This is a genomic window from Pseudomonas sp. ANT_J12, assembly GCF_008370045.1.
Lineage (GTDB): Bacteria > Pseudomonadota > Gammaproteobacteria > Pseudomonadales > Pseudomonadaceae > Aquipseudomonas.
The window spans coordinates 98,051-110,800 of record NZ_VOBN01000003.1 but is presented as its reverse complement, the minus strand read 5'-3'; the positions used below and the strand labels follow the sequence as shown (position 1 = coordinate 110,800).

The window sequence follows — 12,750 nt, the reverse complement described above, 5'->3', positions numbered from 1 at the left end:
TGAGTATCCCCGCGCTTGAACATCTTTCGTTTCCCATCGCCCGAGCCTGCACCCGAGGATCGCTTGCACAGCGAAGCCCGGGACTGGCTGATCCTGCTGACCTCCGGCCAAGCCACCGCCGCCGACGCCCGGGCCTTGCGCCAGTGGTGTGCGCAGAGCGCCGAACATGCCCTGGCGTTTGAACGGACCAAGGCGTTGTGGCATGGCTTGAAACCGGCGGCCGAGGCCTTGCAGACGCCGCGGTATTTCGGCCGTCGGGCGTTTCTTGGCGGTGCGGTAGCGGCGTCGGCGGCGTTTTTGCTGGTGCGCTACAGCGTGCCGGGCGGCTTCTCGGGGATCGGCGCGGACTACATCACGGAAGTCGGTGAGCAACGGCGATTTGATCTGGGCGACGGCGTCAGCCTGGAACTCAACACCCAGACCCGCGTCAGCCGCCGGACGATGGCCGACGGCGCACAAGGCATCGAGCTGTTGAGCGGCGAAGTCGAAGTGCTGGCGCGCCAGACCACACCCCTGAAAGTCCAGGCCGGAGCAGGGTGGTTGAGCGCCAGCCAGGCGCGTTTCAACCTGCGCAACACCGACCAGAGCGTGTGCGTGACCTGCCTCGACGGCGCCTTGCTAGTGGACGTGCAAGGCCAGCGCATTCATCTTGAATCCGGCCAGCAACTGACCTACAGCGCCCAACAAGTCAGCCCCCCGAAAACCGTCGACACCTCGGCAGTGATCGCCTGGCGTCAGCAAGTACTGGTGTTCAACGACGCGACGCTGAGCCAGGTGATTGACGAGATCAATCGCTATCGACCGGGGATGTTGCTGCTGCTCAACGCTGAACTGGGCAAACGCAAGGTCCAGGCGCGGTTCAGCCTGGACCAGTTGGCCGGGGTGGCGTTGTTGATTCGCGATGCCTATGGCGCGACCTGTACCGAGTTGCCGGGTGGGGTTGTCGTCCTCAGTTGAGTGTTGCGTCAGCCAACATCCATGCTGCCCGTGAAACCGCCATCGCGAGCAAGCTTTGCTCCTACAGGGATTTGCGGTGAATACAGCTGTTGTGTTGATGATCGTTCCCACGCTCCGCGTGGGAATGCCTCAAGGGACGCTCCGCGTTCCGATCAGCAGCAACTCCCCGACCGAATACCCACCACCAACTCTGTAGGAGCGAAGCTTGCTCGCGAAAGCGTCGTGTCAGCCACCTCCAAGTTGAATGTGAAACCGTATTCGCGAGCAAGCTTTGCTCCTACAGGGATCTGCGGTGAATACAGCTGTTGCGTTGATGATCGTTCCCACGCTCCGCGTGGGAATGCCTCAAGGGACGCTCCGCGTTCCGATCAGCATCAACTCCCCGGCTGAATACCCACCAACTCTGTAGGAGCAAAGCTTGCTCGCGAAAGCGTCGTGTCAGCCACCCTCCATGCTGACCGTGAAGCCGCCATCGCGAGCAAGCTTTGCTCCTACAGGGATCTGCGGTGAATACAGCTGTTGTGTTGATGATCGTTCCCACGCTCCGCGTGGGAATGCCTCAAGGGACGCTCCGCGTTCCGATCAGCAGCAACTCCCCGACCGAATACCCACCAACTCTGTAGGAGCAAAGCTTGCTCGCGAAAGCGTCGTGTCAGCCAACATCCATGCTGACCGTGAAACCGCCATCGCGAGCAAGCTTTGCTCCTACAGGGACGTGCGCAGTTCAACGGCGACATGAAGCTTTCATGACAAAAGTTCGGTAGCACATCGCCAGTCCGGTCATGCCTATGTGACGCGCTTGAGGGGGCCTTCGGGCCACTTTTTTAACCCGAGGCGGGACGCCGGGAGTGAGGCAATGGGGACTATGGAACGCTACTCGAAAGTGGGCATGCAAGAGCTCGATCAACGCTTGTCGAAGATCGTCGAAGCCGCGCGCAAGAAGCCGGTTTCGGTGTATCGCTACGGCGCGCCGTGGGTCTGGATCGTGTCGCAGGATGACTGGCAGGGCGCGCTGAAAGAGGTGTCGAGCTACATTCCGCCGGGCCATTCCCTGGTGCTGCTGCGTCCACAAATTGATGACCTGCTCGATGACCATCGCGACGTGCTGGCCGGCCTCAACGCCGAGCCCGGCATGCTCATCGCCCCGCAAACGGTCATGCACATCCTGCTGTTGCAGCTGCTGTATTCGGTGCCCAGCGAGCAGCAACTCTACGAGCAGCTCAATTACAACCTGCTGTTCCGCTGGTTCGTTGGCCTGGACCTGAATCAAAAGGTCTGGAGCTTCAACGTCCTGAGCCGCGACATCGCCACCCTGCTGAACAACCCGCGGGCGGTGCAATTGATCCAGAAAATCATTGGCGAAGTGTTCTGCGGTGCCTTGCTGCAAATGCCCGAGTTCTCCTTGAACTTCGCGCTGCTGCACACCTGGCTGGGCAAACACGCCGCGACATCGACAGCAAGCAATTGAGTGGGCTAAACGCCGGGCAAACGGCGACGGTCATTTCGAATTCAGGGGGTGGTGTGGAGCATCTTTTCAAGACGCGGCTGGCGCTGTGGGGCTGGCTGTTGGTGGCGGGCGCCCAATCGGCCATGGCCGAGGACGCCGTGCCGGCCAAATTGGTCGATGTGAACGAGTACTTCGTGCGCGGCAACACCGTGCTCGATGCCCGGGCCATTGAAGAAGCGGTGTACCCGTTTCTCGGCCCGCAGAAAGCCCTGACCGATATCGAAGGTGCCCGCGACGCGTTGCAGAAGGCTTATCAGGCGCGCGGCTATCAGTCGGTGTTCGTCGAGTTGCCGGAGCAGAAAGTCGAGGACGGCATCGTCTACCTGCAAGTCAGCGAAACCAAGGTCGGCCGCGTGCGCGTGGTCGGCGCCAAGCACTATTCGCCAGTGGATATCCGCGAAGACGTCCCGGCGCTGAAGGAAGGCGAGGTGCCGGACTTCAGCAAGGTCCAGGGCGAACTGGCGCAACTGAACAAGACCCCTGGTCGCCAGGTGATGCCGCTGGTGCGCGAAGGCCAGCGCCCGGGGACCATGGACGTGGATTTGCAGGTCGAGGACCAGAACCCGTGGCAGGCCAGCATCGGCCTGAACAACGACTACAGCGCCGACACCGAAAAACTGCGCACCGTCACCAGCCTGGGCTACAACAACCTCTGGCAACTGGGGCACAGCATTTCGCTGACCTTCTTCACCGCGCCGCAAGACACGGACAACGCCAAGGTCTGGTCCGGTTCCTACACCGCGCCGTTGAACGAGCGCTGGAGCGTGCAGTTCTCCGGTTACCAGTCCGACAGCAACGTCGCCACCATCGGCGGCAGCAACGTATTGGGCAAAGGGCATTCCTATGGCGTGTCGGCGATCTACACATTGCCGTCCAGCGGCAACTGGTCCAACTCGCTGTCCGCCGGTGTCGATTTCAAGGACTTCGACGAGCAACTGACCCTCGGCGGTGAAAGCGACAAGGTGCCGCTCAAGTACGCACCGTTCACCTTCGCCTACAACGGCTTTCGCTACACCGAGAATAGCCAGCTGGGCTTGGGCCTGAGCCTGGTGGCTGGCACCCGCAGCCTGTTTGGTTACGGCAGTTCCGACGAAGATTTCGACTACAAACGCTACCGCGCCAGCCCCAGTTTCGCCGTGCTCAAGAGCGACACGAATTTCACCTACACCTTCGCCAGCGACTGGCAGACCGCGAGCAAAGCCGCGTTCCAGTTGGCGTCCGGGCCATTAGTTTCCAACGAACAATTCTCCGCCGGCGGCGCGACTTCTGTGCGTGGCTATCTGGCCGCCGAGCGCACCGCTGACGACGGCGTGTTGCTCAGTCAGGAGCTGCGCACGCCGTCACTGGCCAAGTACCTGGGCTCTTACGTTCAGGAGTGGCGTTTCTACGCCTTTGCCGAAGGCGCCCAGTTATCCCTGCGTGACGAGTTGCCCGATCAGGACGCCGATTACGCCCTGGCCAGCGTCGGCCTGGGCACCCGCGCGAGCTTGAGCAAATGGCTGTCCGGCAGCCTGGATTGGGGCTATCCGCTGCTCGAAGGGCCGAACACGCAAAAACACGATTCGCGCCTGCATTTCAACCTTCAGGCCACATTCTAAAAGGAGCATTTTCATGCAGCGCTTATTCATCGCTTTCCTGATCTGCCTGGGCTTCGTGCTCCCGGCCACCGCCCAGGCCTGGTGGCAGGACGACTGGCATTACCGCAAGCAGATTGCCGTGGACACCACGCCGCAAGGCGCGGCGATCAACGAAACCCTGGGCCGCACGGCGCTGCTGGTGCGCCTGCACACCGGCAATTTCACTTTTGACGGGGTCAAGGAGGACGGCTCGGACCTGCGCTTCGTCGCCGCCGATGACAAGACCGTGCTCAACCACCAGATCGAAAGCTTCGACCCGCTGATGGGCATGGCGCTGATCTGGGTCGATGTGCCGAAAGTCGAGGGCGGGCAGCGCCAGGACATCTGGATGTACTACGGCAACCAGAAAGCCCCGGCCACCGGCAACGGCCAACTGACGTTCGACCCGAATTACACCGCGCTCTACCACTTCGACGGCGCCAACGGCTTGCCGGCCAGGGACACCACGGCCTACGGCAACACGGCGCAGAGCGCCACCGGCGCGAGCATCGACGGCGTGATCGGCCGCGCCTTGCAGTTCAGCGGCCAACCGCTGCTGCTGCCGGGCAGTCCATCGCTGCAACACAACGCCGGCAGCGCGTTCACCTTCAGTGCCTGGTTGAGACTGGATCAGGCCAATGGCGAGCAACTGGTTCTCGCCCGACGTGAGGGCGCCAACAGCCTGCTGCTGGGGTTGAACCAGGGCATGCCGTTTGTAGAAGTCGACGGTCAACGTGCGGTATCGACGCAACCGCTGAATCCCGGCCAATGGCAGCACCTGGCACTGAGCGCTGAAGGCAGCAAAATCGCGCTGTACGTCAACGGTCGCGAAACCGCGAGCCTCCCGGTGGCGATGCCGGCGTTCAACTCGGTCATGGCCATCGGCGCCGACCTGTCTGCCAGCGCCTACTTGCCGTTCGCTGGCGCGATGGATGAACTGCGCTTGTCCAAGGTCGCCCGTCCAGCCGCACTGCTGCTGGCCGACGCCAACTCTCAAGGCGCCGAGTCGAAACTGGTGGCCTACGGCGTCGATGAAGAACAGTCCGGGTACGGCTTCGGCAGCCTCGGTTTCCTGTTTAACGCCGTGCCGCTGGACGCTTGGGTAATCATCGCCGTGCTGGTGCTGATGATGTTCCAGTCGTGGGTGATCATGATCCGCAAGAACCGCATGGTCAGCCGCGTCAGCGCCGCCAACGAAGGCTTTCGCGAGCAGTTCGCCAAGGTCGGCACACGCCTGGAAATGTTCGCCGACGACCAGGAACTCGCTCAGCGCTTGCAGCATTCCTCGCTGTGGCGTTTGTACCTGGTCGCGGTGAAGGAAATCCGCACCCGCCGCGAGCAGGGCGCCGATACCTCGTCGGTGTCCGCCGCGACCATCGAAGCGATCCGCTGCTCCATGGACGGCGTGCGCACCCGCGAGAACCAGGCCCTCAGCTCGAAACTCTCGACCCTGTCCAATGCCATTGCCGGCGGCCCTTACATCGGCCTGCTCGGCACCGTGCTGGGGATCATGGTGGTGTTCCTCGGCACGGCGATGGCCGGTGACGTGAATATCAACGCCATCGCCCCCGGCATGGCCGCCGCGTTGCTCGCCACGGCCATGGGCCTGTTCGTCGCGATTCCGGCGCTGTTTGGCTACAACCGCCTGATCACCCGCAACAAGGAAGTCAGCGCCGACATGCGCGTGTTCGTCGATGAGTTCATCACCCGCCTGGCGGAGATGCACGGCGAGAGCCAGTTCAGTGAAGCGGCCCATCGCCGTGGCAACCACACCAACGCGTCCGTCCCGGCCTGAGGAGCAAAAAAATGGCTTCCGTAAATGCCTCCCACGACGACGAAGACGATGCAGCGGTGGACACGATCAACATCACGCCGCTGGTGGACGTGCTGATGGTGGTGCTGGTGATGTTCATCCTCACCGCCACCGCCCAGGTCTCGGGTATCCAGATCAACCTGCCCAAGGCCAGCGCCTCGGTGTCGTTGTCCGAAGCCAAGACCAAGGCGATATCGGTCAACGATGGCGGCCAGGTGTTTCTCGATGCCTACCCGGTGACCTTGGCTGAGCTGGAAGATCGCCTGCGCATCGAGAAGGCTCAGAGCCCGGACTTCCCGGTGATCGTGCGCGGCGACGCCCAGGTGCAGTACCAGAAAGTCATCGAGGTGCTGGACCTGTTGCGGCGCCTGGAACTGTCCCAGGTCGGTCTCGTCACCGGCAAACCGAGCCAGGGCTGACCATGACCGCACAACAGTCCTTCAAACCGTTGCCGGTGAAGCCGTCGGCCGTGCGTTTCATCAAGTGGGGCGCCGGGCTGCTGCTCGGCGCCGTCGCGGCGTGGTTCCTGTGGCAGTGGGCCAACGACATGAGCGGCATCCGCCGGGAAGCGCCGAAGGTGCCGACGATCATTCCGTTGCCGCCACCGCCACCTCCGCCACCGGAAAAACCCCCAGAGCCGCAGACGCCGGTCGAAGAAAAAATGGTCGAGCCCGAACCGACACCCGAGCCCGAAGAGGTCAAGCCGGAAGAAGAGGCGCCGCCATCCCCGGCGGATGATTTGGCCAACCCGATGCAAATGGACGGCGATGCGCAGTCCGGCAACGACGCCTTCAACATCGGCGCGGGAAAGGGCGGCGGCATGGCCGGGGCCGGTGGCGGCCGCGTGGGCAATGGCACCTACAGCCAGTTTCTGGCCTTCACCTTCCAGCGCTTGCTGCGGGAGAACCCGGACCTGCGCAACCTGGCGTTTTCGCTGCAGGCCGATGTGTGGCTGAGCAGCGTCGGCGAAATCACCCGGGTCGAGCTGGTCAAGTCCAGCGGCAAACCCGAGATCGACACCCAAGTACTCGCGGCCCTGCGCAACGCGCCGCACCTGAGCGAACGGCCACCGGCCTCCATGACTTTACCTGTGCGTCTGTCCCTGCAAGGGCGGCGTCCGGGTTAACCCCCTTACTTGAAAGTTTGCCAAAAGGAGTTGTGTGCAGATGATTTCCAACGTGAATCGATTGTCCCTGGCGGTCGGCATGGTCATTGCGACCCTGGTCGGGCACGCGGCGGCAGCCCCTGCGCCCTCGGAAAACGCCACGATCAATCTGATCCGCTTGCTGGTGGAGCAGGGCATTTTGAAGCAGGACAAGGCCGACGCGCTGATCGCCCAGGCCCAGAATGAAGCGGCCCAGGCCCGGCAGGCGGCAAGTGCGCCGGCGGTGGTGGCGGCTGGTCCCGTCGCGGCGCCGGGGGATGTGCGGGTGCAATATGTGCCGGCCGCCGTGCGGGATCAGATCCGCGACCAGGTCAAGGCCGAGGTCATGGCCACCGCCAAGCAGGAAAACTGGGCCCAGCCCAACACCTTCCCGGACTGGGTCTCGCGCATCAGCTTCGACGGCGACATTCGCCTGCGGGACGAATCACGTTACTACTCCGGCACCAACAGCAACGAAATCGTCGACTTCGCCAAGCTCAACAACAACGGTCCGTATGACGTGAACCCCAACAGCAGCAGCAACCTGCCGCCGTTGCTCAACACCCGCGAAGACCGCGAGAACCTGTTCCGCCTGCGCGCACGGCTGGGCATGAAAGCGGTGCTGGCGCCGGACTGGACCGCCGGCATCCGCATCGCTACCGGCTCGGACAACAACCCGGTGTCGACCACGCAAACCCTGGGCGGCGGCTTCGGCAAGAAGGACATCTGGCTCGATCAGGGTTACCTGACCTGGCAGGCGACGCAGGACGTGACGTTGACCGGCGGACGCATCGCCAACCCGTTTTTCTCCACCGACATGCTGTATTCCAACGACCTGAACTTCGACGGCATTGCGGCGATTTTCGACCACAAGCTCAGCCGCGACTGGGGCGTGTTCGGCACCGTCGGCGCGTTCCCGGTGGAGTACACCAACGACACCAGCAGCAGCAATGGCCTGGACAAGGAAGACAGCGACAACAAGTGGCTGTACGGCGCGCAGATCGGCGCCAAGTGGGCGATCAATAGCGACAACCGGCTCAAGGGTGCCCTGGCTTATTACCGCTTCGACGACATCGAAGGCCAACGCTCCAGCCCGTGCGAACCCTGGGCCGGTGCGCCGGGTTGCGACACCGATGGCAGCCGCTCGGCCTTCATGCAGAAGGGCAACAGCGTGTTCCTGCTGCGCGACATCACCCCGAACCCGCTCAACCCGGTCGCCACGCCACAGCCACAATTCGTCGGCCTGGCCTCGGAGTTCAACCTGCTGGACCTGAACCTGGTGTGGGACGCCGACCTGCCACAGGACTTCAAGTTGCGCAGCCAGGGCAACTACATCCACAACCTCGGCTACGACGAAGGCGAGATGCGCAAGCGTTCGGCCGGGCAGATCGTCAACAACCTCGACAGCAGCGGCAACATCGAAAGCGGCGCCGATGCGTGGCTGGTGCAATTCACCCTCGGCAACGCGTTGGAGTTGAAGAAGCAGGGCGACTGGAATTTCTTTGCCGGCTACAAATACATCGAACCGGACGCCTTGCCCGACGGCTTCAACGATTCGTCGTTCCACCTGGGTGGGACCAATGCCAAGGGCTACTTCCTCGGTGGCAACTATGGCCTGGCCAAGAACGTCTACGCCACCGGTCGCTGGTTGAGTTCCGAAGCGGTGTACGGCGCGCCGTTCGATATCGATGTCTTGCAGCTTGAAATCAACACGCGCTTCTAGGGCGCCGGGAGAGCTTCATGAAATCACTATTTGCGCTGCTGACCCTGGGGTTGCTGATCGCCCAGGGCGCGAGCGCCGAAGGTATGGAAGAGCGCTTGCGCACTCAGTTGCGCAGCACCACCCAGCAACTGCAAACCCTGCAGAGCCAACAGGCCCAGGCCAGCGCCGCGCAACTGGCGGCCCAGGGCGAGGCGAAAGCGGCCCAGGCGCAGATCAAGCAACTCACCGCCGAACTGGCCAAGGCCAAAGGTCTCGCCGAACAATTGGCCGGCCAGCAAAGCAGCCTGCAAAGCCAGGCCCAGGCGCAAGTGGCGGCCAGCAGCGAGCAGACCGGAAAGTTCAAGAAAGCGTATGAGGAGTTGCTGGTGATGGCCCGGGCTAAAGAGGCAGAACGGTCCAAGCTCCAGACGCAATTGGCTGAACGTGACACACAAGTGCAGCAATGTTCAGTCAAGAATCAGCAGATGTACGGCGTGGCCAAGGAGATGCTTGCGGCCTACGAAAAAATCGACGTCGCCGAGGTGATGAAGATTCGCCAACCGTTCGCCGGCAGCGCCCGGGTCAAGTTCGAAGAACTGGCCCAGGGCTTCGGCGACGAACTCTACAAGACGCAATACGACGCGCCCCAAGCGGCGCTCGCTCACTAAACCCAAGGATGAACCACATGACTCAATTGATCAGCCACGTCTCGCCGCAATCCCTGACTGACGTGCTGCAAGCCGCCGGTTACCGGGTCAACCAGACCGAACAGAACGGCATCGTGCAACTGCTCAGCGCCAGCCAGGGCATCGGCTACGCCGTGCGGTTCGGCAACGTGGCACCGGAGGCGGGCAACTACGTCGATTTCACCTTCAGCTGCGCCTTGCGCGTGCAGGGTGAGTTGCCGGCCGGGTTGGCGGAACTGTGGAACGCGTCGCGCCGGTTTGCCCGGTTGTCGGTGCAGGGCGAGTTCCTGGTGATGGAAATGGACGTGGTGGTGGCCGCCGGTGTCAGCGCCGATCACCTGAAGGGCAACCTGGAATTGTGGGATCGCCTGTTGCAGGAATTTATCGTTTACCTGCGTGAATACAGCCAGAACGCTGCGCAATTGCAGGCCCAGGCTGAAACCACCGAGACCCCGGCGCAAGAGGTTCCAGCCCTGTGAAAAAACGAACGGCAGTGGTCGGCGTCGGTGCGCTGACTGTGCTGGTGGTGGCTGTTGCGTTGGGGCTGCGACCGGGGAATGACCCGGTGGCGGCTCCTCAGCCGGCACCATCGGTGAGTGGGGAGGGGGCCGCCGTGGCGCGGCTGGGCAATCAACGGGTCAGCCCCGACGAGTTGAAGGCGTTGCTCGCCACCGTGGCGCCTGAGGTTCGCGAGCAACTGCGCGGGAATCGCGGGGCATTGGAAAGCTGGATTCGCTCGCGGTTGGCGGAAAAAGCGGTGCTCGAACAGGCCGACGCCCAGGGCTGGCGGCAGCGCCCGGAGGTGGAACAACAGACGCGCGCGGCCACCGAGCAGATTGTCTTTCGTGACTATTTGCAGTCGGTCAGCCAGGTGCCGGCGGATTACCCGAGTGCCGCCGAGTTGCAGCAGGCGTACGAGGCGGGCAAGTCGGAGTGGGTGATGCCGGTAATGTATCGGATCAGTCAGATTTTCCTGGCGGTGAAGGATCCGCAGAACCTTGAAAGCGTGCGCAAACAGGCGCTGGACCTGAGCAAAAAAGCCCAGGCCGCACCGGTGGAATTTGCGGCGTTGGCGGGGCCGGGCGGCGTCAGTGATACCGGGCTGCAACCCTTGCAGCAATTGGTGCCCGAGGTGCGCGGCGCGGTGTCGCGACTCAAGGTCGGCGCCGTGTCCGACCCGGTGCAAAGTGCGGCGGGTTTCCATGTGATCAAACTCACCGAACAACAACCGGCCCGCGTTGCGACCCTGGACGAACTGCGTGAGCGTTTGACCCAGGCCCTGCGCGCCCAGCGTCAGGAACAGATCGCCAAGGCCTACCTGGAAGGCATGCTCAACACCGCTACGCTGAGCATCGATGGTGCGGTGCTGAACACAGTGCTGGAGGAGAAGCTTTAGATACGCGGTGCTGGCCGGGCCGCCATCGCGGGCAAGCCTCGCTCCTACAGGGATCGTGGAGGGACACAGAAAGGGTGAACACACCAATCCAATGTAGGAGCAAGGCTTGCCCGCGAAGAGGCCATCACATTCAGTAGAGATGCTGGCCGGACCGACGCCTTCGCGGGCAAGCCTCGCTCCTACAGGGATCGCGTATAGAAAGGGTGAACAATACCAATCCAATGTAGGAGCGAGGCTTGCCCGCGAAGAGGCCATCACATTCGGTGGAGATGTTGGCTGAACCGACGCTTTCGCGGGCAAGCCTCGCTCCTACAGGGATCGTGGAGGGTCATAGAAAGGGTGAACACACCAATCCAATGTAGGAGCGAGGCTTGCCCGCGAAGAGGCCATCACATTCAGTAGAGATGTTGGCTGAACCGACGCCTTCGCGGGCAAGCCTCGCTCCTACAGGGTTCGTGGAGGGTCATAGAAAGGGTGAACACACCAATCCAATGTAGGAGCAAGGCTTGCCCGCGAAGAGGCCATCACATTCAGTAGAGATGCTGGCCGGACCGACGCTTTCGCGCGCAAGCCTCGCTCCTACAGGGTTCGTGGAGGGTCACAGAAAGGGTGAACACACCGATCCAATGTAGGAGCGAGGCTTGCCCGCGAAGAGGCCATCACATTCGGTGGAGATGTTGGCTGAACCGACGCCATCGCGGGCAAGCCTCGCTCCTACAGGGATCGGGGAAGGACACAGAAAGGGTGAACACACCGATCCAATGTAGGAGCGAGGCTTGCCCGCGAAGAGGCCATCACATTCGGTGGAGATGTTGGCTGAACCGACGCCTTCGCGGGCAAGCCTCGCTCCTACAGTGGAAACGCAATCACACAAAGATCGACAGGGAGTCATCGATGTCATTCACAGAAACCGCAGCACGCCAGGGCGCTAACGATTACCGCGCGCCGACGCATCAAACTGAATCCTGGCTGGCACTGGCCGCCGGGATCGAGGATGAGGTGGCGCAATACTTCATGGTCAGTGCCCGGTGCGGCTGTTTCATGCAGGCGGCGCGCAGCCTCAATGTGCGGGCGACCCTGCTGCGCAAGCAACTGGCGCAACTGGAGGAGCGCTTGCAGCGGTCACTGTTCAGCTTCCAGGGCAGTGCCCTGACCCTCAGCCGCGAAGGCCAGCAGTTGCACGCGCAATTGGCCGCGCTGGCGCACGAACGCAAGTTACCCGTGGTCGAACAGCGCTCCATCCGCCTCGCCGTGGCCGAGTCGCTGCTGCATGACATCCTCGGCCGCGACCTGGTGTCGCTGCTGCGTCGCAACGCCAGCATCCGCCTGGAAATCATCTCCCTGGACAGCGAACTCGCCCTGCAAACCATCAGCGCCGATGTGGTGCTGTGGCTGGCCGCCGGGGTGTCGCCGGAACCGGGGCCGACGTTCGTGACCCATGAGCCGCAGCACCTCGCCCAACTGACCTACCTGCCGCACATCGCCAAGCGTTATTCCCGGGTCACGGCCCGGCCGGCCAGCGTCGATGACCTGGCGGACTTCATGTTGGTGCAACGTCAGCACGATCTGCAGATCGACAGCTTCCGGCCCTGGAACGAGCTGGTGGAACAACGCCTGGCCGGGGTGGTGAAGTTGCAATCCTACGAGCTGATGCTGGACATGATCCGCTGCAGCGCCTGCATCGGCCTGCTGCCCGGTTACATGAGCCGCTACGATCGCAGCCTCGTCGCGTTGCCGGGGTTGTTCAGCGAGCCGATGCAACATCAGGTGTGGCTGGCGGTGAATGCCGAGTCCGCGCACGTGACCGAAGTGCAGATGCTGGCGCAACTGATCCGCAACACCTTCGCCGAGCGGCGGGAGTGGTTTGAGACGTAAATCCATCCCGTCGCGCATCGACCCGTAGGAGCAAGGCTTGCCCGCGATGGCGTC

The 12,750-nt window shown here is 62.6% G+C and carries 11 protein-coding genes; all 11 read left to right on the top strand.

Annotation, left to right across the window (positions count from 1 at the left end; genetic code table 11):
- Nucleotides 1-15: 15 nt before the first annotated feature.
- The 11 genes from FQ192_RS08750 to FQ192_RS08700 all read left to right on the top strand — a co-directional run bounded on the left by FQ192_RS08750 (nt 16) and on the right by FQ192_RS08700 (nt 12,696).
- Entirely contained in the window at nt 16-957 is a 942-nt protein-coding gene (locus tag FQ192_RS08750) for a FecR domain-containing protein (protein ID WP_149658245.1), read from the top strand.
- 856 nt (nt 958-1,813) lie between these two features.
- Nucleotides 1,814-2,425, top strand: a complete 612-nt coding sequence (locus tag FQ192_RS08745) for a transposase (protein WP_149658244.1) — start codon at nt 1,814-1,816, stop codon at nt 2,423-2,425.
- Between the two features lie 53 nt (nt 2,426-2,478).
- Nucleotides 2,479-4,062 (top strand): ShlB/FhaC/HecB family hemolysin secretion/activation protein, encoded by a 1,584-nt coding sequence (locus FQ192_RS08740; protein WP_149658243.1) that lies wholly within the window; start codon nt 2,479-2,481, stop codon nt 4,060-4,062.
- 13 nt (nt 4,063-4,075) lie between these two features.
- Complete coding sequence (locus FQ192_RS08735; protein ID WP_149658242.1) at nt 4,076-5,875, top strand: DUF2341 domain-containing protein; 1,800 nt, start codon at nt 4,076-4,078, stop codon at nt 5,873-5,875.
- An 11-nt stretch (nt 5,876-5,886) separates the two neighbouring features.
- Entirely contained in the window at nt 5,887-6,312 is a 426-nt protein-coding gene (locus FQ192_RS08730; protein WP_149658241.1) for a biopolymer transporter ExbD, read from the top strand.
- 2 nt (nt 6,313-6,314) lie between these two features.
- The gene (locus FQ192_RS08725; RefSeq protein ID WP_149658240.1) at nt 6,315-7,019 is read left to right on the top strand and encodes an energy transducer TonB; all 705 of its coding nucleotides are present in this window, start codon (nt 6,315-6,317) and stop codon (nt 7,017-7,019) included.
- A 40-nt stretch (nt 7,020-7,059) separates the two neighbouring features.
- The gene (locus FQ192_RS08720; protein ID WP_149658239.1) at nt 7,060-8,760 is read left to right on the top strand and encodes a putative porin; all 1,701 of its coding nucleotides are present in this window, start codon (nt 7,060-7,062) and stop codon (nt 8,758-8,760) included.
- A 17-nt stretch (nt 8,761-8,777) separates the two neighbouring features.
- Nucleotides 8,778-9,407 (top strand): DNA repair protein, encoded by a 630-nt coding sequence (locus FQ192_RS08715; RefSeq protein WP_149658238.1) that lies wholly within the window; start codon nt 8,778-8,780, stop codon nt 9,405-9,407.
- 17 nt (nt 9,408-9,424) lie between these two features.
- Entirely contained in the window at nt 9,425-9,904 is a 480-nt protein-coding gene (locus FQ192_RS08710) for a YbjN domain-containing protein (protein ID WP_149658237.1), read from the top strand.
- Complete coding sequence (locus FQ192_RS08705) at nt 9,901-10,821, top strand: peptidyl-prolyl cis-trans isomerase (protein WP_149658236.1); 921 nt, start codon at nt 9,901-9,903, stop codon at nt 10,819-10,821. Before FQ192_RS08710 ends, FQ192_RS08705 begins: the two co-directional genes overlap by 4 nt.
- Nucleotides 10,822-11,715: 894 nt before the next feature.
- Nucleotides 11,716-12,696 carry a LysR family transcriptional regulator gene (locus FQ192_RS08700; RefSeq protein ID WP_149658235.1) on the top strand — a complete coding sequence of 327 codons (981 nt, stop codon included), beginning with the start codon at nt 11,716-11,718 and terminating at the stop codon, nt 12,694-12,696.
- The last annotated feature ends 54 nt before the right edge of the window (nt 12,697-12,750 follow it).